The 22,912-nt window shown below is 61.1% G+C and carries 16 protein-coding genes; 9 read left to right on the top strand and 7 right to left on the bottom strand.

Translation table 11 applies throughout. From position 1 onward, the window contains the following. Positions 1-23: 23 nt before the first annotated feature. From MOV63_RS05640 to MOV63_RS05610, 7 genes are all read right to left on the bottom strand, one after another. The gene (locus tag MOV63_RS05640; protein WP_247032349.1) at positions 24-1,130 is read right to left on the bottom strand and encodes a glycoside hydrolase; all 1,107 of its coding nucleotides are present in this window, start codon (positions 1,128-1,130) and stop codon (positions 24-26) included. Positions 1,131-1,152: 22 nt separating this feature from the next. Then, positions 1,153-2,325, bottom strand: coding sequence for a polysaccharide pyruvyl transferase family protein (locus MOV63_RS05635; RefSeq protein ID WP_247032347.1), 1,173 nt, complete (start codon positions 2,323-2,325; stop codon positions 1,153-1,155). Between the two features lie 54 nt (positions 2,326-2,379). After that, a complete protein-coding gene (locus MOV63_RS05630; protein ID WP_038544745.1) occupies positions 2,380-3,558 on the bottom strand; it encodes a polysaccharide pyruvyl transferase family protein in 1,179 nt (392 codons plus the stop codon). Positions 3,559-3,597: 39 nt separating this feature from the next. Beyond that, positions 3,598-6,276 carry a glycosyltransferase gene (locus tag MOV63_RS05625; RefSeq protein WP_247032345.1) on the bottom strand — a complete coding sequence of 893 codons (2,679 nt, stop codon included), beginning with the start codon at positions 6,274-6,276 and terminating at the stop codon, positions 3,598-3,600. Next, positions 6,266-7,747, bottom strand: coding sequence for a DUF6212 domain-containing protein (locus MOV63_RS05620; RefSeq protein WP_247032343.1), 1,482 nt, complete (start codon positions 7,745-7,747; stop codon positions 6,266-6,268). The genes MOV63_RS05625 and MOV63_RS05620 overlap by 11 nt, the downstream gene beginning before the upstream one ends. Positions 7,748-7,928: 181 nt before the next feature. Then, positions 7,929-9,176, bottom strand: coding sequence for a glycosyltransferase family 4 protein (locus MOV63_RS05615; protein ID WP_247032341.1), 1,248 nt, complete (start codon positions 9,174-9,176; stop codon positions 7,929-7,931). A 44-nt stretch (positions 9,177-9,220) separates the two neighbouring features. Further along, on the bottom strand, positions 9,221-9,733 hold the full coding sequence (locus MOV63_RS05610; protein ID WP_046600977.1) for a MarR family transcriptional regulator: 513 nt from the start codon (positions 9,731-9,733) through the stop codon (positions 9,221-9,223). Positions 9,734-9,989: 256 nt separating this feature from the next. On the opposite strand from MOV63_RS05610, the gene MOV63_RS05605 reads away from it, so the two are divergent. From MOV63_RS05605 to MOV63_RS05565, 9 genes are all read left to right on the top strand, one after another. Further along, the gene (locus MOV63_RS05605) at positions 9,990-11,750 is read left to right on the top strand and encodes a type I secretion system permease/ATPase (protein WP_247032338.1); all 1,761 of its coding nucleotides are present in this window, start codon (positions 9,990-9,992) and stop codon (positions 11,748-11,750) included. 17 nt (positions 11,751-11,767) lie between these two features. Further along, positions 11,768-13,168 carry an HlyD family type I secretion periplasmic adaptor subunit gene (locus tag MOV63_RS05600; protein ID WP_247032336.1) on the top strand — a complete coding sequence of 467 codons (1,401 nt, stop codon included), beginning with the start codon at positions 11,768-11,770 and terminating at the stop codon, positions 13,166-13,168. A gap of 271 nt (positions 13,169-13,439) precedes the next feature. Next, entirely contained in the window at positions 13,440-14,099 is a 660-nt protein-coding gene (locus tag MOV63_RS05595; RefSeq protein ID WP_038544758.1) for a calcium-binding protein, read from the top strand. 65 nt (positions 14,100-14,164) lie between these two features. Continuing rightward, entirely contained in the window at positions 14,165-16,423 is a 2,259-nt protein-coding gene (locus MOV63_RS05590; protein WP_247032334.1) for a glycosyltransferase family 2 protein, read from the top strand. Next, entirely contained in the window at positions 16,420-17,259 is an 840-nt protein-coding gene (locus MOV63_RS05585; RefSeq protein ID WP_247032332.1) for a class I SAM-dependent methyltransferase, read from the top strand. The genes MOV63_RS05590 and MOV63_RS05585 overlap by 4 nt, the downstream gene beginning before the upstream one ends. Further along, a complete protein-coding gene (locus tag MOV63_RS05580; protein ID WP_247032330.1) occupies positions 17,256-18,518 on the top strand; it encodes a glycosyltransferase family 4 protein in 1,263 nt (420 codons plus the stop codon). The genes MOV63_RS05585 and MOV63_RS05580 overlap by 4 nt, the downstream gene beginning before the upstream one ends. Further along, positions 18,515-19,246 (top strand): hypothetical protein, encoded by a 732-nt coding sequence (locus tag MOV63_RS05575; RefSeq protein ID WP_247032328.1) that lies wholly within the window; start codon positions 18,515-18,517, stop codon positions 19,244-19,246. Before MOV63_RS05580 ends, MOV63_RS05575 begins: the two co-directional genes overlap by 4 nt. A gap of 17 nt (positions 19,247-19,263) precedes the next feature. Beyond that, a complete protein-coding gene (locus MOV63_RS05570) occupies positions 19,264-21,540 on the top strand; it encodes a hypothetical protein (RefSeq protein ID WP_247032326.1) in 2,277 nt (758 codons plus the stop codon). Continuing rightward, entirely contained in the window at positions 21,537-22,856 is a 1,320-nt protein-coding gene (locus MOV63_RS05565) for a glycosyltransferase family 4 protein (protein ID WP_038544767.1), read from the top strand. The genes MOV63_RS05570 and MOV63_RS05565 overlap by 4 nt, the downstream gene beginning before the upstream one ends. Positions 22,857-22,912: the final 56 nt, after the last annotated feature.

The following is a 22,912-nucleotide window of genomic DNA, read 5'->3' as shown; positions in this document are numbered from 1 at the left end:
AGATCTCGAGGTCGTGGATTTTCCTACCTCGCGTCGCCGTTACCCGTTTTCGTGGCCGCGACGCCGGCCGGGCTTAAGGCGCCGCAGCGCCAGACGCTATAGACCGGTTGGGTGTCCCAGTCATAATAGAAGGCCGCTCTCAGCCTTCCTTCGTCCATCAGCTCTTCAAAGCTGCGGCGCACCGCACGAACCGCCACTTCCCGTTGGCGATCGTCGACCGGGCAGGAAAGTGCGGTGTTGGCAATGCCCCATTCGGTTACCCAGCACGGCTTGCCTTGACCTTCAGGCCGGCAGAAGTTGAGAAGCTTTCTGACATAGCGTGTCAGCGCCGCATCGTCCTTGCGCCCCGGATAGAGATGAATTCCATAGCCATCGACCAGCGCATCGATCCCTCGGGCCTGCAGGAGTGAAATGAATTCGCCGGGGTCGAGCCGTTCCATGCCACGGCGGTCGGCCTCGCTTGTGCCGACATCGGAAAGCCCAGCCGAAATCAAAAACGCCTCGCGGCTATGGACCGTCGCCCGCAATTCTTCCCGCGTGATACGAACGGCCCCGACATAAGCGTCGAGCCCGCGCCCGAACGCCGTGCGGTCTGCGACTTCCGAAACGTTGCGCGGCGTCCGTCGCCCGGGCTTCTCGTAGACGACGAGGTCGCCGTTGTAGGCGCTGTAGTTTATCTCGTTTCCGGGTTCAACGGCGTCGATGCGGATGCCCATGCCGTCGATGCGGCGAAGGGCCGAGCGCAATTGCGACCGGTAAAGATCAAGGTCGAGATCCGAAAGCCGCTGAACATCCCAGATACGGCCGAAACCGGTGCGGGGACGCACCCCCGGGGGATAGTAATCCTTGTTGCCGAACTGGATCTCGAGAAGGATTTTCAGCCCGAGCCGGTCCGCGATTTCGAGCGCATCGATGCTCTTGTCCACCGGCATCGACAGCGAAAGCCGGACATGGGTGATGCCGCTCGCCGCGATTTCCTTCAGGATGCGCTCCTGATCGGCACCAGAAAGCCAGGCGAGGTTGACCCGGTTGACGCCGATTCGATCGGCAAGCACATCGCGCGCGCCCGCCGGCGGCACCGGGGCAAACGCCCAGAGCACCGCCAGCGCAAAGGCAAGGATCGCGCGCATCTGCACCGCCGCCTTCATCCGCTCAAAGTCCGATCTGCCCCAGAGCGCTGCGGAAATTCGCCTCGCACGCGGAATAACGGTCGATCACGGCCTGCGTGTCGATCTTGCCGAGGAAGTTGGCGAGATAGGCGCGCTTGTCCGTCTCCCTGTTCCAGGTGGAGGCCTCGATATAAGGGAAGCCGATGAATTCCAGCATCTCCCGCATCCGGTCGTCGACGGCGATCATCAGGGCGGGCGTGCCGGCCTGCATGCCGATGATGCAGCCATGGAAGCGGCGGCCGAAGCAGAGATCTCGCTCCGACATCGCCCCGCGCCACTGGGTCGTATCGAAATAGACCAGCAACTCGTATTTCCGCTGCCATTTCTCCGAATGCTTGTATTCCGTGCCCCCGGTGATGCGCGCACTCGACCGGTCATAGGCGATGTCGGTGTCGCTGCCGGTCAGCGAAAGGTTGTAGGCAACAAGTTCGTCCTGCACGACATAGCTTGCGACACTGTCGGGCTTGAGCAGTGCGTGGGCGTCAACGATGGTGTCGGCGACGCTGCCGAGATAGCCGCCGAAGGCGATCTTCTGGGCTTCCGCCAGCGCCGGGTTGGCGAGCGCGGTCAGCGAACGTTTCATATCGTTCGGCGAGAAATAGAGTGACGGGCACCCCGTCGGCTTGACGAACTTCATCCCCTGCTCCCGCAGGAATTCGGCGGTGAAGTAACCGCGTGTGAGGAAGAAACTCTCCTTGTTCCGCAACACGTCCAGGAACTTGAGCGTACCGGCCGGCAATTGATCCTTGAGGCCCTCCTTGCGCTGGATGCCGATGCCCATCACGACGATCGGCATCGTCAGCTTCGCAAAGATTTCCGCCTCGAGATCGGCGGAATAGCCGGGGCGCAGCAGATTGGCGGAGGCGAAGACGCAGAGATCAAACTCGCGGTTCACCTGCTCGAAAATCTCGTTCGACTCCCGATTGTTGGCCAGATGCCAGAACGGCAGATAGGTGACGTTATGGCCGCGCAGGCTCTCGGCCGCTCCCTCGCCGATCAGGTAGTTGCCGGTATTGGCGATCTTCCTGACCTGCGCGATCAGATCCTTTTTTGTCCTCGTCTCGTCGAAATAGGGCCGATGGATAACGGTCGTGCCGGAGACGTCCGCAATCGTCCGCTGCAGATAGGATGGAATGCCCGTAAGCAAGATACGCATGACTGTCCTCTGAACCGAAGGGTGATGGCCCGCGGGCCCCGGGATAGGGCCTCGCTAAAGACCGATGCCGATTTCGCGAAGGGTGGTGCGGAAGGCGCTCTCGCGGTCGGAATACCGGTCGACGAGTTCGCTGGTGTTGAGCTGCGTCAGATGGTCGGCCACGAACTCGGCGCGATTCTCCGCCTTGTCGACCTCCGTGATATCGACAGCCGGCAGGCCGGTGAAGCCCAGCATCTCGCGCATGCGGTCATCCACCGCCACCATCAGACTGGGCACGGCCGCCTGCATGGCGATGATCGAACCGTGAAAACGCCGGCCGAAATTGAAATCCATCGAGGAGGCCCAGCCGCGCCACTGGTTGTTGTCGAAGAAGGTGCGAACCTCGAACCGCTGCTTCTCCCGTTCCGTGCCGGGATAAGTCAGATCGCCGATCATCCGGCCCGACGCGGAATCATAGACACGTCCCTCGTCATTGGGCTCCACCTTCATATCGAAGTGAAGGAACTCGTCCTGCACGACGTATGGCGGTACAGTATCCTCAGGAGCGAGCGCGTTCGCATCCAGGATCGCATCCTGATTGCCGCCGAGATAGCCCGAAAAAATGGTCTTCGCCTTGCCGATCTTGACGCTCGGCAGCTTCTTCATCGACCGGCGCATGTTGTCCGGCATGAAATAGACGGAAGGGCAGCCGGTCGGGCGCACGAAGGAGAAGCCCTGGTCCTTCAGGAAGCCGGCGGACTCGTAGCCGCGTGTCAGGAAATAGTGCTCTCGTTCCTTCAGGACGGCCAGAAGCCGCTTCGTTCCTTCTGGAAGATTGTTTTCCAGGTCCTTGCGGTTCTGCAACCCGATGCCCAGCATGACGATCGGCATGTTGAGCCGGCTCAGCACATCCGCCTCGGCATCCGCGGAAAGCCCCTTGCGCAACAGGTTGGCGCAGGTGAAGACGCAGATATCGAAATTGGCGTTGAACTCATCGAATCCGCTGCCGCTCTTGCTCAGATTGTAGAGATGCCAGAAGGGAACCTGTTTCGCATGCGGCGCGAGCGCCCGCAGGGCGCCTTCGCCGATCAGGTAGTTCCCGGTATTGCTGATGTTGCGCAGCTCCTGCAGGAACTCCTCTTTCGTTTCCGGCTGCTTCTGCCGCTCCGAATAGGAGACGGACGAACCATGGGCGCCATTGGCAAGGCGCGTGTAGTGACCGGGAATACCCGTCACGAGAATTCGCGGGCGCATTCGACAAGACCTTTCTGTTTCAAAGGAGCGGCCCGGCAATCAGCCAGCTGCCGCGACCACGGGATTTGCCGCCGCCTGCTCGCGAAAGACCGCGGCGCGGGACAGTGACGAATTTTTCACGGACCGATCGCTCCACGCGATGAACTCCGAGAAGGAGGAAGTCCATGACCGGTGTGCGGCGGTTCTGATGCAGCCCTCCATGAGCGGCGCAAGTTTTCCGCGATTGCGCGCAACCTCTTCAATGATGCGTGCCATCTCCCTCACCATCTGAGGATCGGAAGCCGCGTTGATGAGTATGCCGTCCTCGCCGTCGCAAATGAGCTCGTCCACCGCGCCGACCGCGGTCGCGATGGGCACGCAGCCGAGTTGCTGTGCCTCGGCGATCATCAACGGCGCGCCCTCCCACCGTGACGGCATGAGGAGAACATCGGCCCAGCCGAGCGCCTTGATGAGATCCTTGCTCGCAAAGACCGGCGGGCGCACGTCCACGCCGAGGTCCTTCAGCCGTTCACTCCAGGAGACCCTGGAATCGGCAAGAATTTCTCCCCCGATAGCCCGGGCGTCGAAGGCGACGTTGGAGGCCCGCAATTCCGCAAGCACCGCCGCCAGCCTGTCGATGCCCTTCTGCTGGTCAAACCGGCCCATGTAGAGAATCCGCAAGCGGTCGTCCTTGCGCTCGATCCGCCTGACGGCCAGAACCTCCGCCAAGGCTTTGGGCGGCACCGAAAAGCTCGCGCCGTTCGCAACGGCGAAGACCTTCTCGTGCGGGACACCGTAGCTGTGCAGATAGATCTTGAGCTGTTCGGAGCAGGTCAGGAAGGCATCATAGCAATGCTCGTGGGCAATCGCTGCGAAGGGCTGACCGGCGGGCCTCTTGAAACCCGTGTTGTCCACGACGTGCAGATAGCAGGCGGTGCGCGTGCCTTCGGAGCGCAGTCGCGCGATGAGGGGATGGACGGCCATCACGTGGTTGTTGATCACCAGGTCGAAACCGGAAAGCTGCCCTTTGAGCGCCTGCCAGTCGACAGAATGCTCCTCGGCGATGAAATCCTGTCCGAGGAAAGAACCCGAACCTCCCCAGGCCGGAATTCCTGCCTCCCAGAAATGGATGTAGTCGAAGCTGGCATCGAATTCGTCGATCACGTCCATCCGGGACGTGCCGAGCACGAAGAGGTGGGTCTCGTAACCGGCCGCCTTCAACTCCCGGGCCGCGGCATAGACGACCTTTTCAGCCCCGCCGAACGAGGCGTTCGGCACGAGCAGCGCCACGGTGCGTTTGCCCTCGTTGTGTCCGAGCGGCAGGATCGGCGATCCTCCGATCTCCTTGCGCAACGCTTTGTGGAGATCGGTATAGGGCACGAGCCGCGCCGGACGCCAGGTCCACCGCCTGCCCGCCGTCTCGCGGAGGGGGCTCGAGGCGATTGCATTGAGGCAATTGATCATCACCTGCTGAGGCGTGATGAGAGAGCGGCGCGGGAGGCTTCTTGGAAAAGGGAAGCGCACTTTCAGAACGGCCGATGTCGGCCATACCTGCTGGCTTGCGATCGAGGCGAACCAGTCGACGGCGTTGTTCTGGACCACGTCCTGGACGATCCGGGTCGACAGGAAAACGAGATCGGCGGGGCCGATTTTTTGCGCGCCCGGCCCATGAATGACCGGCTCGATCTTGCGCTGGGAGGCATCGTTGGCGAGCTGGACGAAGACGACGTTGCTCACCTCGCTCAGGCGCTCGAGATGAGCAAGCACGTTCGGCAGCATGCGCGATCGCCGTAGCAGGTCGAGCGCCGCGCCGCTTCCGGCGACCAGGAATGGCGGAAAATGTTCATTGTCCGGTTCGCCGATATTGCCCCAGAAGGCCGGAATGATGTCGTCGAGGCGAAGCATGGTCGGTGGCTTGGTGGGATCGGTGAAGAAGGAGATCGCTGTATCTTCCGTCCGCGCAAACAGGTAACGCGGGCAATCGTCGTGCTCGAAATCCACCAGCATCGGACGCTGGAACAACGGCATGTGGCGCTTGCGCAGGAAACTGACCGACGTGGCGCGGTCGCGGTTCGCCTCCTTGAAGCGGCTTTCCGCCCTCAGCCTGTATTCGAAGACGGTGTCGTGGCAGGGGATGCCGACGAAACCGTGCTCGATGCACGACAGCCAGAATTCCCAATCCTCGAAACCGTTCTGCCGGTCGTCATTGAAGCGGACGCCGTCCTTAAAAACCTCGATCGAGATCATCGATCCCGTATCGCAGATATTGTCGGTGATGCAGTGCACCAGCCGCGAATAGCGATTGCCGTAATGGGCGCGCCAGCTGACCGAAAATGTGTCGATATTCGTGTAAACCCACCCGCAGCCGCTGGAGACGAGCTGCCGGTAAAGCGTCTCGATCGTGCCTGGGAGGATGCGGTTGTCGGCATCGAGGAAATAGACGGCCTTCGCCTCGGGAAAGTGCTCGATGACAAAATCGATGGCGCGATTGCGTGCGCCGCCCGGGCCGGCGTTACGGCCGAATATGACATGGATGCAAGGATGGGCCGCTGCGTAGAGCAGCAGCTGATCGAACGTCTCATGCCGCGGATCGCCGTCGACGGAGACGACGATGACGATCCGGCAGTTGCCGGGTTTCGAGGCAAGCACCGACTCGATCGCCTCAAGAGCAAGTGCCGCGTGACCGTAGAGAGGCATGGCCACGGCGATCAGGTCCGCTGGCTCCCTGTTACCGGACATCGGTGGCCTCCGTAAATTGCTTGACCATCCTGAAGCCGGACACTTTAAGCCAGGAGAAGTCGACGGAATCCGTCACTGCGCGGCTGAGGATCATCAGATCCATCGGGCCGCGTACCGGCTCGTCTAGCTGAATGTTGATGTTGACGACCTCGCTGGAAGTGACTTCGCGCCATCCGCTGAAGAATGCCGATGGTCTGGCCGTGCCCTTTCGCGCGATCTCGGCCACTTCGGAACGCGCATTCGAATTTGCCGGCGCAAGCAGGAAGCTGACCGCCGCGGGCTTGCCTTCCGGATGATCGATAAAGGCCGTCACCGAAAAGGATATCGTTCCGGGCTCGACGGCGCGGCTGACCGCGCCGGCCGATATGCCGCTCGGCAATGGATGACAGACGATGGCATGCTCATGCTCGAGGAAGCGCACCGTCTGGAATTCCGGGACGATGGGCGTGACCGAAACGTCGGCGATCTGACTCAACGTAGCGACAGCCAAGCGATAGTCGACAGTGTACTGGCCTTCAAGCAGGTTGCTCGGCGCGATCATGTTGGGGGTTCTGGTGGGCTTGACCCCGGGCAACCCCGTGAACACCTTGAACGCCAGCGGGCGCAGGTCGAGATCCGGATGCGGAAGTTCCGAGCGCGCCGAATAACGCTCGCCGGCGATCGGATAGCCGAGCGAAAGGCCGATAGTCTCCGGCCCGGTCGCAGAAATCCGCAGCCGCAACGTGCGCGCAGCTCCCCCACAGGCGCGGGGCAGCGAGAAGAAATTCCAGTTCGACACGAGCTGCGCATAGGGGACAGTCCACTCGGCAACCCCTTCGCCACTCTCGAGATAGCTCAACGCGACGACAAGCTCTCCGCTGACCCTGGGCACCGAGTGAAGGTGAAGGGCAAACCCCGCCACGCCAAGGCTGGATACCGGCAGAAGTTGCTCGATAAAGGCTGCGGCAAGCAGCGGCCCGATGCCCTCGTCCTTCGGATCAGCATACGGATCGTGGGAGAAAATCTCCGAAACCGGCTCCCAGTTTCGCGCCTGGAACGCATCTTCGAGCGCCCGGTAGTTTTCCAGCAGTGTTTCTCGTTCCCTTCGCAGGATCGCAAGCTCCGAAGTGATCGAGGCGCTGTACCGCGCAAGCCGGCCGACGCTGCCTTCGGTCAGAGCCTGCAGAAGCGGGAGGCTTTCCGGCCTGTTTGCGGGATCAAGCCGGCGGATGGGAACGGCGGGGACCGTCCCCAACGGTCCAAGCAGCGCCAGACCCGCCTGCAGATCCGCCTCTCCCTCGTCCGAATAGGCGACGGCGACCAATGGAAAAGCATTCTGCAATGTCACCGGAGGAAGGCCATCGGCATCGAGGAAAACGACCTGATGCTCGATATCGCTTCCTTCGAAGCAGGACCGATCCCGGGCAGATGCCGCGATCAGCTTTCTCGTCACCAGTTGTTTCCCAATGCCGGAAGACGTCAAATTTAGCACGCACCGCCCCTGAAGAATTACCCTGCAACAAAGAACAAATATCCCGGATAACCAAACTTTATCAAAGTCATCCGGCGCCTTTGATGAGAAGCCTAACAACTAACATTGCAGCGCACAATAACAAAATTCAACCGATATAAAGAAATGAATTCAAAATATACTTTAAAAATTGAAGTAATAATCATGCAGCCGCTCCTTGAATGCCTCGAAACGGTTTTCCGGTCAGCTTTTCAATAATATTCTGTTGACGATTAAGGCATTCCGCCAGCCGGAAACGCCTCTCGACTGTCCGGCGCGCTGCAACGCGCATCGCGAAATGACGTTCCGGATTCGCCAGGGCGCCGAGAATGGCCTCGGCGAGTGCATCCGTATCGAAGAACGGCACCAGAAGGCCATTTTTGCCGGACCGTATGACCTCCTGAACGGGCGCGGTATCCGATCCGATGACCAACGCGCCACACGCCATAGCCTCCAGCACCGACCAGGACAGAACGAAGGGATAGGTCAGGTACAGATGCGCGGACGAGATCTGGTAGATCTGCCGTAAGACCGAATGCGGCACCGGGCCGGGAAAGACGATATTCTCCTGCGGTATGTCCAGCGATTTGAGGAGGTGATCCTTCCACGCCCCGCCACCCGGCGGCGGCACGCCATAGCTGACACCGTCTCCTCCGACGAACACGAACAGAGCATCGGCCCGTTGGCGCACGACCTTGGCGGCCGCCTCGAGAGCCTGCGGGAATCCGCGATACGGTTCGAGATCGCGCGCGACAAAAGTGACGATTGGACGACCATCGGCACCCAGCACGCGTCCATCCGGAAGCGTGGCCGAAGCTGTCGGGTCGGGTCGAAACCGCGCCGTATCGATCCCCTCGTGACACACTGAAATGCGCCCCCGGGCGTCGGCGGGATAGAGACTTCTCTGCCAATGGGTGGGGCTGATGCCGGCCTCGATGGCCTCGAGGGACAGGAGTTGCGCGACATTGCGCAGCCGCAGTCTCTTGCGCGTCTCCAGATCGGGCCGATCGTCGGGGGAGAACCCGATATCTGCCCCTTCCGACCGGTAGAAGAACTCGCAATACCCCAATGCGGGCACCTGCGGGAGCACATCCTTCAGGAACATCATGCTTCCCCAGCCGATATGGCCAACGACGACATCGGGAACCATCCCCTGCCGCACCATGGCATCGAGCGTCTCGGCGACGCGATGACCGATTCGCGCATGGTGATCGGGAGTCCCCATATGTCGGGCCATATGGGGATCTGCACGCGGCCCCGCTTCCGCTCGATGTCGAACGACTCGAACGGAAGGGATCTTCTGATCTATGGTCTCGGTGATGAGGCTGACCTCGTTGCCCGCCTGTGCGAGTTGAGCGGCCAGGGCAGCGAACTGACCGAAACCCCGTCGATGAACAAACGCCACGTGCATCGCGTCTATTCCCCCACGGCCAGGGGCACGCCCTCACCCACCATTCAAACGCCGTACCGTGGGGTGCTGCCCCAAGCCAGCTCGAGCTGATGCAAAGTCTGGAATGCCGTTTCAAGCATCCGTTGCTCCTGGTCGCCACGATTCACCGCGCGCTCATAAGCCATCGCCGCGTCACGGAGATTTGCCCTGAGCTGCCGCCCCTTCTCAGTCAGCTTGATGCGTGCGGACCGCTTGTCGCGCTGGGAGGCAACCCGATCGATGTAGTCACCATCGCCAAGCTGTTTCAGATAATAGGAAACGTTGGAGCCGACATAATGCCCCCGATCCAGGAGCTCGGCGACCGAGAGTTCCGAATCGCCGATTGCCAGCAGAATCATCGCCTGTGCCGGTCCGATATCGTCGACCCGAAGCTTGGTCAGCTCCGCACGGATCAGGCCCGAGAACCGCCGGCTTGCCCGCTCCATGAGGCGAGCGAGCTCGAAATATGTAACCTGTTGGAGGTCCCCCAACTCTGCATCCTGAGGATGCTTGGGGTCTGTCTGTGCCGTCTGGCCCATTTGAACTGTCAGTTCGCCGTTCAGATCAACAGGCAAATTAAGCACAACTTCTTCTTTCATCCCACTCTCCATTTCAGGAAAATACTTCAAAAATTGAAGTAATATTCAACTACGCCCATTCCCCCCAATTGCCATGAGCTTGCATAAGCCCTCCGTTATGTGCCAGATTGGAGGAAGCAATACTATCCTTCGGTTTAGCTATAACGAAATACGTCCTCCGACTGATTGATCTAACGTTAACTTGAGGCAAATTGCCATGCGCGATACTGTTCAAAATGGGACAACAATCAAGGGGCAAATCCGGGGAGGTCGAAAACAAAGCAGCCCAGGGTTGCTGGTATCGCAAGCAAAACGTGTATTTCTGTCAGGATTGTTTTATGCCGCGGCACTCAGTGTGTGCCTGAATTTATTACAACTGACGATGCCTCTGTTCATGCTGCAGGTCCATGACCGGGTGCTCAACAGCCAGAGCATGGACACGCTTGGAATGCTCATCATTCTGGCCGTCGGCGCCCTTGTCGTGCTCGGTGTTCTGGAATTCATCCGCGCCCTCTCGTTCCAGGCCATGGGAGGTGCGCTTGTGCGCCGGCTGAACATGCCCGTCCTGGCCGCCGCCGTTCAGGCCTCGGTCGACCAGGGCCTGTCGCGCGCCACCCAGTCGCTTCGGGACATCTCGGAATTGCGAAGTTTCCTGACCTCGTCAGCAGTCACTGCGCCCCTCGATGCGGCGTGGTCGCCGATTTTCCTTGGCGCCCTTTTCCTTTTGCATCCGCTTTTTGGTCTTATCGGAGCCGTTTCCGCCGCTCTGCTCCTCTGCGGCGGGCTGATTACGGACATTTTGACCCGCCAACTCACCAAGGAGGCGAATCAAACGAATATCGAGGCGGTGTCCAAGATCGGTGCTTCGCTGCGACATGCCGAGGCAATCGAGGCAATGGGCATGCTGCCGGCCCTGGCGGCCCGTTGGCGCGCCCTGCAACTGGAGGCCCTCAACGCCTTTGAAACGAGCGGGCGCTGGAGCAAGGCGATGTCGTCCATTACCCGCAGCCTGCGCTATTCCATCCAGATCATTACCCTATCGGCCGGTGCATTTCTGGTGCTGCAGCAGGAAATCACGCCCGGCGCGATGATGGCATCGAGCATCCTGGTTGGGCGCCTCCTGATTCCCTTCGATTCGCTCATCGACAATTGGCGGCAGTGGGTGCTGGCGGCCGGGGCCTGGCATCGTCTGGAGGCCATCCTCACGGCGGACGTTGCGATCCGCCAGACGATGCCGACGCCGCATTCGTCGGGCGACATCGTGGCCGACAAGCTCATTTACGCAGCCCCCGGCCTGGATGTGCCGATCATCAAGGGCATTTCTTTCTCCCTCTCTCCGGGCGAGGTTCTGGGCGTGATTGGCCCTTCCGCCGCGGGCAAATCGACACTTGCGCGCCTGCTGGTCGGCGTTCTGCGCCCCACATCCGGCGGCGTCTTCCTCGACGGCAACAATACCTATCTCTGGGAGCGCAGCTCGTTCGGCCAGATAGTCGGATACCTGCCGCAATCCGTCTCGCTTCTGGAAGGCACTATTCGGGAAAACATCGGGCGAATGGCGGACAGCGATCCATACAAGGTATTGGAGGCGGCGCGGCTGGCCGACATTCACGAAATGGTCGGGCGCCTGCCGCTCGGCTACGACACGCCTGTCGGCGACGGACATCTGACCCTTTCCGGAGGGCAGCGGCAGCGTATCGCGTTGGCGCGCTGCCTCTACAACCAACCTCGCCTCATCGTGCTCGACGAACCGAACGCAAATCTGGATGCGATCGGCGAACGGGCCCTTATCCGGGCGATCCAGCGCGCCCGCGAAAGTGGCGCCATCGTCATCATTATTGCTCACCGGCCGGCCATCATGCAGGTCGCCGACAAGCTGCTCGTGCTTGAAAACGGCCGCATCACCCAGTTCGGACCGCGTACATCCGTGGTTCCGGCCACGATGCCGGGCGAAACAGCCCGGGAGGCAGCCGCAATATGACCGGGCACAAACCCCTCATGATTGAGAAAAAGCCGCTCGCGATCCGCGCCGATCTCTCCGAGCGCCAAATCCAGCGATATCAACCGGCCTTGCCGGATGCCGGCCCATCGAACCTGGAGTTCGACCAGTTTGACAGCCGTTCACCGCTGCGCGGTCTCGTCATTGCGGGGCTCGCCACGATCCTCGTGTCCTTCGGCGGATTTTTTGCCTGGGGGTTTTCGGTCGAGCTCAGCAGCGCGACGGTCGCCAACGGCACGGTCATCGTCGATTCGAAACGAAAAACCATCAGCCATTTCGAAGGCGGCGTGATGAACCGCCTGCTGGTCCAGGAGGGCGACAAGGTTACCGCCGGTCAGCCCCTGATCGAACTGGAGGATACGCGCGCCCGTTCCAGCCTCCGGTCGCTTCAGGCCCGGCGCATTGGCCTGATCGCCAAACTGGCTCGACTGAAAGCTGAACAGAATGACGCGCCGCAAATCAGTTTTCCAAGCGATTTCGGCGACCCCTGGGGTGTTACGATCGACGACTCCGTCAGGGCGGAGACGATATTTTTTGAAAAGCGGCGCGAGACCAAGCTCGGACGCGTCGAGGTCCAGAGAAAGACGATCGAGGAACACCTCGAACTGGCAGCGTCATACGACATCCAGATCGAGGCGACCGACCGGCAAATCGGCTTCATCAAGGAGCACCGCGCGGCGATGGACTCATTGGTGAAGATAGGCGCCGCACCGCGTACCCAGATTATCGAGATCGACTCCCGGCTCAGTGAGCTTGCGAGGCAACGGGGCGAACTCGTCGGCAACAAGGCCCAGTCCGAAAAGGCCGCAGCCGGCGCGCAGCTTGCGCTGACTGGGATCGAAAGCGACTTTCAGTCGACGATTGCCGGCGAAATCGCCACCGCACGGGTCGATCTCGCCGACGTCGAACAACAGATCACCGCTTCGAAGGACGTGCTGCGGCGCCTCGAGATCCGCTCTCCGCAGGATGGCATCATCAGCAACATCTTGGTGCGCACCCCCGGCAGCGCGGTCACGCCCGGCCAACCGTTGCTTGAGATCGTTCCGGAGAATGAGCCGCTGCTGGTCGAGATGCGCGTCAATCCTCGCGACATCGACAGCATCGCCGTCGGCTCGCATACCCAGGTCCGGCTGACGGCCTATAATCAACGGTCCCGCCTGCCGATGGAAGGTACGGTCATTTATGTCGCCGCGGACCAGTCGGTCGACGAGAAATCAAACAGTGCGTTTTTCGTCGCGCGCGCCAAACTCGACCCGGCATCGCTCAAGGCAAACCCTGATGTGCGCCTCTATCCCGGCATGCCGGCAGAAGTGCTGATCATCCACCAGCCACGCCGCGCGATCGACTACATCACCTCCCCCGTCCTCGAAAGTTTCAATCGCGCTTTCAGGGAAGATTAGTATCTGAATGGAAAGAAATGCTGCAAAGCAGAAATTGTTTCAAATATTGAATTTGTTTCAAAGTAAAATACGGAAATTTTAATTTATATAACTGGAGATTATCGGGGTAATGTGCCAGTAATATTCAATTCAGGAAATATATTTCCCAACATATGGCATTTTTGTCTCAAGACATGCTTGCGCTCCGGTTTTTTGCAGTGCACATTTCAAGCGCGAAATCGTCGCACCCGCGCCGACAACGCACTCGTACAAACCTGAAGAGGAGAGGCAGATGGCCACATTGGAAGGCGGAGCATACGACGATGCCCTGTTCGGTTCCCGCTTCAACGACTTCATCCGCGCCCATGGGGGCGATGATTTCGTAAACGGCGGTAACGGGCACGACATCGTGTTCGGCGGTGAAGGTGACGACATCCTGTTCGGCGGAAAGGGACATGACACCCTGTTCGGCGACGAGGGCGACGACTTGCTGAACGGTGGAGATGGCAACGACAATCTTGTCGGCGGCTGGGGTGATGATCTTCTTTACGGCGACAAGGGCAATGACACCCTGCTCGGCGGACATGGCAATGATCTTCTGTCCGGCGGCAAGGGTGCTGACATCCTCTACGGCGGCGACGGCAACGACATCATCGATGGCGGCGCTGGCAACGATATCCTGGTCGGCGGTGCTGGCCATGACGTCTTCGTCTTCGGCGGCGGCGGCGGCAATGACGTCATTCTCGACTTCACCGCTGGCGAGGATATCCTGCAGATCTCGAAGGGCATCAATGGCCTCGACGTGACCTCGCCGGACGATCTGGCCTCGCGCGTCACCCAGGTCGGCGGCAATGTCGTCGTCGATCTCGGCCATGGCGATACGCTGACATTGGTCAATGTCGACGCTGACGACATTCATGCCAATCCCGAGAACTACTTCACCGTTCACTGAGCATGATTTCTGCGCGCCCTGCCTCCTCCCGCGGGGCGCGCAACTCCGATTCAGAGGGGCCGCGTGTGACGTTCGACGAAGCGATAGACGACGCCACGGGCGTTTTTAGAAACGCAAAAATCTTTCGGCTCGGCGCGGATCTGGCAATCCTTGTCTGGGATCTCCCCTCGCCCCTTCCCGCAACCACCAAGTGCTTGTTGTCGATGGATCGGTCACCGGTACCGCTGGTCAGCATGATGCTTCCACTCGGCCACGGAAGACAACGTATGTTCTGGGCGATGCGACCGGAACAACAGCCGGTAAACGCGGACATCTGCACGGAACACGGCGGCATCGTCGAAACCGTCATGATGCAGCCGGCACACATGCTCACGCCCCTCGACGTGGAAGCGCTGTTTGCGGATCTTGCGCCGGGTTCCCGCATCAAGTTCGTCAACAACCTGCTGACCGTCTGGCGAAGCGCCTTCCGCATCGCCGGCGACCATCTTTTCCATATGATCGTCGAAGACGCCCTTCATGCGCTCGTGCCCGAACCGCAGACCGCCAGCATCGTCTGCCAGGTTGCTCAGGGACGCCATCTGATCGAGACGGCGATCAATCCGGACCTCGGCGACATTATAGCGATCTATGCGATCGGCGCGACTTCGATCGCACGCATGGCCGCAAGGCTTGTCCTCGGACGCAAAATGAAAAGCGGTCTTCAACCGTGCCATTTCATCGCGGAGGCGCCTTTTCCCTCTCCTCCGTTTCTTATCGTCCTCCTGAGCAAGAATGGTGCCGCAATCCGCCAGCTTGCTGACGACAAGCCTCGCCATCCCAGCCTTCAGAGCTGGTGGAGCAAAAACCGTGAGGCGGTGGAGCTGCGCGAAATGATCGTCCGTTGCCTCGCCGCCTTGCCGGAAGGCAGCGCCGCGACGGCGATCGACCTTCAGGTCAACGCCCCGCTGCCTGCAACCCGGGTTGCCAAGTCGTCGATGCACCCGTCCGGGGAGGTCGATCTCGCCCTGGCGCTCGACGACGGCCTTCTGGCAGGCGGCTGGTTCCATGCGCCGTCATCCGCCTTCGCCGGCATCGACTACGTGAGGGAGGACGGCACGGCCGTACCGCTTGACGCAAACAGCTACAAATTCCCGGCATGGGCGGAAGGCAAGGACGAGAAGAGCAAGACCGATGTGACCGGCTTCGTTGCCTGGATCCCGCTGCCGGAATCCACCGGCCCGCTCCTGCAGCCGCGATTTCAGTTGCGCCTTGCTTCGGGAGCGGTCAGGCCGCTGATACCGAAGCCGCAGCCTTTCGAGCCCGCAACACAACGAAACCACGTCCTGCGTGCCGTGCCGCCGCAGCATGCGGTCGACAGTGCCTTCCGCACGATCCTCGCGCCCGCCCTGCAGGACATAGAACGGCGATTGGGCAAGACCATAGAGGTCGACACCACCAAGGACTACAGCCTGTCCGAAACCACACCCCTCGTTTCGATTGTCATACCCCTCTACAAGGTCCTCGATTTCCTGCGCTTCCAACTGTCGGGAATGGCCACCGATCCGTGGCTCGTCGCCAATGCCGAGATCATCTTCGTCCTCGATTCACCGGAAATCCAGGATGAGACGGAGCACATGCTGGGCGGCCTGCACCTCCTGCACGGACTGCCGATGAAGCTGGTCGTCATGAACCGCAACAGCGGCTACGCACGGGCCTGCAATGCCGGCGCACGTTTTGCCCGCGGCGCCATTCTGGTCATGCTCAATTCGGATGTCGTGCCAAAGGGACCTGGTTGGCTTCAGGTGCTGTCGCGGCCGCTGCTGGAAAACAGCAGGCTGGGCGCCATCGGCCCCAAACTGCTCTTCGAAGACGGATCGCTGCAGCATGCCGGCCTGTATTTTGGCCGCGACCAGCGCGGGATCTGGTTGAACCACCATTTCAACAAGGGCATGCCCGGCGACTATGCTCCCGCCCAACAAGCCCGCGAGGTTCCCGGCGTCACCGGCGCCTGCCTCGTGACCCGCAGGGCCACCTACGAGCGTGTCGGCGGCTTCACCGAGGACTACGTGATCGGCGACTACGAGGACAGTGACCTCTGCCTCAAGATCCGCCGTCTCGGGCTCCAGATCGCCTATGAGCCAGCCGCCTGCCTGTATCATTTCGAGCGCCGATCGATCCGCCGCAGCGAGGACTATATGCGCGGCGTTGCTAGCCAATACAATTCGTGGCTGCACACGCAACGCTGGGAAGACGACATCACCGACCTGATGGCCAACCCATTCGGCAGAGATCAAGATCACCCCGCCGCCACGAATGGGAGAGACCGGGAAAGGAACGCAGCGTGACACAGATAGCACTCGTGCGCCCTCCCAAGCCGGCTCGGCTGGTCGACGAGGACCGTGTTCGCTGGCTGCTTGAAGCCGTTCGGGGCAACCGTTTTCTGCCGCAGCCGGAACCCACCAACGTCTTCGTGGGCGACGGTGATTTTCGTGCGATAGGCGCGGAATTTCTCGGGCACTTCATCCGTATCGGCGGCCTGCGCGAAGAGGCCCGCGTGCTCGACATCGGCTGCGGTATCGGCCGGATGGCTGTGCCGCTTACCCAGTATCTCGATCCGCAGACAAGCCGCTACGACGGCATCGATCCGGTCGAGGGCGGCATCGACTGGTGCCAGCGGACGATCACGCCCGCCTACTCCAATTTCGCCTTCCAGCGACTGGATATCGCGCACGAACTCTACAATCCGAACGGCAAGGTCAGCGGCAGGGCCCTGAGACTACCCTTTCCGGATCAACATTTCGACTTCGTCATCATGACGTCGGTGGTCACTCACCTGCCCCCTGCGGAAGTCCTCGTTTACCTCGCTGAGGTTCGCAGGGTCCTGTCAGTCGGCGGCCGATTGTTCATGACAGCCTTCGTGGTCGACCGGATCGCGGCGGCAAACGAGCACGGGCGGCGCGATCCGCGCCTTGCGTTCCGCCGCTATGGCGAAAGCCCGTGCTGGTTCGTACCCAACCAGGCGCCGCTTGCGGCGGTCGGCTTCGAAGACGGCTTTCTGGACAAGGCGCTCGAACGGGCCGGCCTCTCCGTCGCCTTGAAATCGCTTGGCCATTGGCGCGGCACCAAAGCGGCTCACCATCAGGATTTCATTGTGGCGAAGCGCCGGGGAAATGGCCGATGAGCAAGCGCATTCTGGTCGCTGCCCACAACCATCCGTCCCTCCACCCGGGCGGAACCGAGATATTCGCTCACGACCTGTTTCGCGCCTATCAGCGCGAGGGTCACGAAGCTCTGTTTCTCGGTGCCACGAACCACATTCATCGCGAAGCAAGACCTGGCACGAGCTTCCAGAGCATCGGCTCAGCAGGAGACGAAATCCTGTTGTGGTCCGGACATTTCGACCGCTTCTTCATGAGCCAGATCGACCTCTACGGTGTCGTGCCTGACATAGCGGATCTGCTGCGCGATTTCCGGCCGGATGTGGTCCATCTCCACCACATGCTGCTGCTTGGCGCCGAGTTCCCCCACATCGTCCGCCGCACCCTGCCCGACTGCCAGATCGTCATGACACTCCATGACTACTACCCCATCTGCCACCATGACGGCCTGATGGTGCGCACTGGCAGCAAGGAGCTTTGTCATCAGTCCAGCCCGGACCGCTGCCATGCCTGCTTCAAGGATATTCCGCTCGATCGCTTTGCCTTGCGCGAACGCCACCTGAAGGCCCTGTTGAGCACGGTCGACCACTTCGTCTCGCCAAGCGCCTTTTTGCGGGATCGCTTCGTGCAGTGGGGACTCGACGAAGATAAGATCAGCGTCATTCCCAATGGCATCCCCGCCCGCAAAGCCGGCGCACGGAGAGATCTGCTCCAGGGCGGGAAGCCGGTCTTCGGATATTTCGGCAATCTCAACCCCTGGAAAGGGGTGACCGTATTGCTCGAGGCGGCGCGTCAGCTTCTGGCCGACGGCATGGATTTCGAACTTCGCGTCCATGGCGGCGCGCCTTTCCAGAGCGAGACGTTCGTCGAGGAAATCAATCGGCGCTTTGCCGAAACATCAGGATCCGTGCAGGCCCGAGGGCCCTATCGACGCGAAGATATCGGCGATCTGGTGGCTGCGGTCGATTGCACCATCGTTCCGTCCGTCTGGTGGGAGAACGCACCGTTGGTCATTCAGGAAGCCCAGGCGCAAGGCCGTCCGGTCATCGCCAGCAATATCGGCGGAATGGCTGAAATGGTCGAGCATGGCGTCAACGGCCTGACCGTCCCACCCAATGATGCCCGTGCGCTCGCCGCGGCGATGCGTGACATCCTGGAAGACCCGAAACTGCTGCACCTGTTTGCGCAAAACGCCCGCAAGCCCGACGACATCGACACGACTGCCCGCCGCTATCTCAAGTGGATGGAGACGGCACAGGTTCAGGCATTGGAGAGCGCATGACCAGTCCCGCCGAACGACCGGATGCCGCATCCGAACAGGACAACGTCAAGCCGATGAACGGCCGCGTGGACGCCGTCGACATGGGTACGATCTTCGGCTGGGCATTCGACCCGATGGCGCCGGACCAGCGTCTGACCATCCGTGTCTTACTCGATGGCAAGGTGATCGCAGAGACTGTTGCCGATCGCAACCGTCCAGACCTGCGACGCAACGGGATCGGCGACGGCAAGCACGCATTCGAAATCGCGCTGCCCGATCCCCTCCATTCGCGGGCCAGCGATATCGTCGTCATGGCGCGCAATGGAAGCGGTTCCGAACAGGCGCTTCGCGTTCCGCAGCCGAACGAACAGGCAGCCGAAGCCCTGATCGCCGCGCCGCTGGCAAAAGTGCTCGACAAGCTTGATGTGCTGATGGCGTCGCAGCGGCAGTTGCAGGTCTCGCAGCGCTCCCTGCAGCGCGCACCGGAAATCGATGCGGACAAGACCGAAACCACCGACCTGACCGAAATCGGCAACGCCGTCGAAAACCTCAAGGTGGAGGTCAGCCAACGGCTGAATGACCTCGATGTCCACCTGATGCGGCTGGACGGGGTCGTGGCTGGGATGGAGAAGAACCTGAATGCATTGAAGAAACGGGCGAACGCCGAATTCAAACCCATGCTGTTGCTGCTGTTCGTTCTCGTCGGATTTGCCGCGGGCGCCGGCCTTGCGCTGATTTTCAGGATCTGACCGAGGGAGCGCAAGGCATGCTGGTTACGGAACAATCCCCCACGGTTACCAACCCTCCGGTCACCGGCCCCCTGGTCACCAAACCAACGCCCGCCAAGCAGGGGGCGAGCAGGGCGATGCGCTCCGGAAGGGTTATCGGCTGCCACGTCGACGAGGCAACCCTGCTCATTATAGGCCTCGGCCAAGTCCCGGCCGGCGACGTGACGGTTGGCGTCGGCGAAAATCAGGCCGATACGCGAAATGCATTTGTCTCGGAATGGCGACTGACCGCATCCTCACCGCGGGCCAAGCACGGCTTTGCGGCGCTCCTTCCGGCAGGGGACACGGACCTTGCCATGACCACGATACGCTTCGGAGAGACGGAGAAGGAGACGGGCACGCCCTACATCTTTGCGCCCCGTCTTGCCTCAACGGAGGAAGCGGCCGCGCTCATGCTCGAGTCCGCCGGATCTCAGTCGGCCGCCGTCATAAACCGGCTCGTAGACGCTCTGATGACCGGCAATCTCAGCCGCCGCAGGCTTCTCACCATAACCACGCTTTTACAGGCGACCCACGCCACTGATGGCTTCGTCGAAGTGATCGGCGAGAGCCATGATGGCGTGACATTCCTGCAGGGCTGGAGCCGCGGCATGGCACCGGGGCCTTGCCGGATGTCCCTGATCGGAAGGGCAACGCCGGTGGTCGCGGAATGCGGTATTGCCACGTTTACACGTCCCGACGCTCCCGATGGCGCCGCTGGTTTTGTCGGCCTTCTCGAGACGGACGAGGCTGCCCGCGCTACCGACATTGAAGGTCTGATCTTTCGAGGGCGCGCCGGTTGGAGGCATGTTGCGGTCCACCCTCGAAAGCGCATCGCCGATCCGCAGGAAACCCCCGAACATATCCGGTCGGTCCTGATGCGCACCCACGGCACGCCCGACGTGCTCCTGTCCCTGCGGGCCGCCGCCAACAGTTTCGAGGGCAAGGAAACCGTCTCCGGCCTGCCCTATCCCGTCCGGATGGGGATAGACAGCATATTCGAGGCCGATGCGGGAAATCTCCTCATCTCCGGCTGGCTGTATGACCCCGATGGCCACGTCGCGACAGTTAAGCTGCGCCGACGCAATGCGGCAATCCGCCTCGACGAACACTGGACGCGCTTCGATCGCCCCGATGTCACGGACAGTTTCAACGACCAGACGCACCTTGTGCCGGGTCTGCGGGGAGATCAGCGCGCCCACGGCTTCGTTGCCCACGCCCAGTTATCGGGCGAAGATCCAGGCGCGTCCCTTTATTTTGAACTGACGCTGCAGGATTCGCGCCGCGCGTTTCTGCCGGTCAAACCGACGCGCCTTTCGGCACGTTCGGCGGCATTGCGCCAGATCGGCTCGATCGATCCCGTCAACAGCGCGCTGCCGGCGATCGTCGATACACACGTTGTTCCGTTCCTGACACGATCATCAGGAAGATCAGCGCCGGCCATCGAAACGATCATCGACGCTGGATTCTTCGATGAGGAAAACGGTCTGCCGATCATCATCGGCGTAGGCGAGAGCGAGGAGGACATCTCCCCGCTGCTTGCCCTGCTCGCACTCGATCCGGAAACCCGGGGCGCGCCAATCGTGATTGCCATGCCTGCCGAGCGGTTTCGCAGGCAGGCCGCCCGCCTCAAGGAACTCGCGCGTTTCTATCGCCTTTCGGTCAGGTTGGTATCGACGAAGGGAACGGGCGACGTCTACGACATGCTGGAAGCGGGCACGCAGGCGCTTTCCTGTGAAACGGTCGTGTCGCTCTCCGCCTCACTGATCCCGCACGGGAGAGGCTGGTATGGCAAGCTCGTCGCTGCTGCTTCCACGATGAAAGGAAGCATCATCTCGCCCGTCCTGGCTTACGAAGACCATTCTGTTCGCTGGGCGGGAAGTTGGATCGACGACGGCAATGACGACCAGCCGGTCGTGGGCCGCTACGCCGGATATCCGCTCAAAGCGGTTACCGACATGAACGTGACCCACATCGCAGCGGCCTCGCTCGAATGCTGCATCATGCCCCGCGACGCTCTCTCGGGCGCGGGCAGCTTCTGCGGTGGCTATCTCGGTGCGCAGGAAAAGGGTGTGGATCTAGGCCTCCGCCTCAGCCGGTCCGGATTCGACTCCTATTTGCTGCCGTCCGTGCAGATGTGGGGCTGCGACGACGCCCGCGCCGGCGATAGTCCTGCGATGGCGGCCTTGGTGGAAGAGATTGACCGGAAGATCTTCAAGAGCCAATGGCTGCCTATCCTCACCGTTGAAAAGCACCTGGAAAAGAGGCCCGCATGAACGAGCAGCTTCGCGTCCTTGTCGTCTCGCATGCACATCCGTCGGTCTCGCTCGGCGGGGCGGAAATCGCGTCCCACAACCTGCATCTCGGCCTGAAAGCATTGCCGAACGTGGAATCGGTTTATCTCGCTCGGATCGGTCACCCGGTGCCGCGGCACGCCGCATCCGCGCTGATGAGCCTGCGCCTCGTCGAGGACGAATTGCTGTTCCACACGGACGATTACGACCACTTCTTCCTGTCGAACGGCGATACCCGGGCGATCAGCCAGGACCTTTTGCGTTTTGCGCGCGATCTGAGGCCCCATGTCATCCATTTCCATCATGTTCTCGGTATCGGCCTCGAAGCACTCTATGCTTTGCGAGAAGCGTTTCCGCACGCCGCCATCATCGTCACGTTCCATGAATATCTGTCGATCTGCCACAATCACGGGCAAATGGTGAAACGGCCTTCCGGCCAGCTCTGCGAAACCGCATCCCCCGTCGCCTGCCACGGCTGCTTTCCCGAGATCCCCGTCTCGCGTTTCCTGAAGCGCGAACTGTTCGCCCGCGGCATGCTCGACCTTGCCGACGCTTTCATCTCCCCCAGCCGGTTCCTGGCGGATCGCTACGCCGCATGGGGCATCGAAAGAGACAAGATCAGCGTGATCGAAAACGGCATCGCCATGGAAACAGCAGCGCCCGCGCGCGAGGTTCAAGGTCTCAAGCCGCGCCGCAATCGCTTTGCCTATTTCGGACAAATGACTCCATTCAAGGGCGCCGATATCCTGATCGACGCCGTCTCGCGTATCCCGAAGGAGATATGGGGCGAAGACTCCTGCCTGATGATCTTCGGCGGCAATCTTGAGCGACAGCCGGTCGAATTCCAGGAACGGATCAAGAAGCTCATCGCCGACGCCGGCAACCGCGTTCGCTTCTACGGCGCCTACCAGAACGCGGACGTGCCACGTCTCATGCGTTCCGTCGACTGGGTGGTTCTGCCGTCCGTCTGGTGGGAAAACTCGCCCGTTGTCATCCAGGAAGCTCTGCTCCACCGCAGGCCGATGATCTGCTCCGATATCGGCGGAATGGCCGAAAAGGTGCGTGACGGAAAGGATGGCCTGCACTTTCGCGCCGGCAGCAGCCAGGATCTCGCGGATCGCATCGTCGAGGTGCTGGGCGATGGCAAAATCTGGGAGCGGCTGCGCGTTTCCATGCGCCAACCCGCCGACCGCGCCGCCTGCGCGCGGGAACACGTCAAGCTCTATCGCACATTGCTGCGGCGGAAACTCGATGCCGCGATCGCCGAGAGCCCCAAGCTTCTGTCGCCCGCGCTTTAAGACGCTCGCCTCGATAAACGCCAAGAGGACCGTCCTTCTTCAGGAAGGTCGCCTTG

It is taken from the genome of Neorhizobium sp. SHOUNA12A (genome assembly GCF_023006505.1).
GTDB lineage: Bacteria > Pseudomonadota > Alphaproteobacteria > Rhizobiales > Rhizobiaceae > Neorhizobium.
This window is presented reverse-complemented; position numbering and strand designations above follow the sequence as displayed.